A 516-nucleotide genomic window follows, 5' to 3' on the forward strand; every position below is an offset into this window, starting at 1 on the left:
CGCAGAGCTTAATATAGCGCGTGTTAAGGCTTTAAGGGCTAGTACAGAAATGCGCAAGAAATTGTCAGACAAAAATTCTGATGAATATTTGGCATTTATTGGAGATAAATCTTTATTTGATAGAGAAAAATTAATTTCATTAATAATATTAAGAAAGTCTGTCGATGTTTCTAGAGAGGCAATTAGGGAAGTCAGTATTCCGTTTCCTGCAGAACCTGATGAAGAAGCCACACTTGAGGAGCAAGAAAAATATCAGGCTGCTGTAGATAATTATGCTAAAGAACTTAATGAAAAGGTTTCGGAGTACGTTAGATCTAAACTAGACGAAGAAAAACGTAAATTAGAGTCTTTACCAGACGATGAGCTTTTTAAAATTTATGAAGAAGCCCAAATTAACGGAATATGTGAAGAAGAGATGGTTAAAACTTACCGTCAATATTGCGCATATTTCGGTACGTACAAAGATAAGAAATTTACTAAAAGAATGTTTTCTAGTTATGAGGAATTCGATAACTT

The 516-nt window shown here is 33.5% G+C and carries 1 protein-coding gene; it reads left to right on the plus strand.

What is annotated here, in order from left to right; translation table 11 throughout:
* Window positions 1–49 precede the first annotated feature (49 nt).
* On the plus strand, window positions 50–516 hold a 467-nt coding region (locus tag N2712_08130; protein MCX8029944.1), incomplete at its 3' end, for a hypothetical protein.

This window comes from Brevinematales bacterium (assembly GCA_026415355.1).
Lineage (GTDB): Bacteria > Spirochaetota > Brevinematia > DTOW01 > DTOW01 > SKYB106.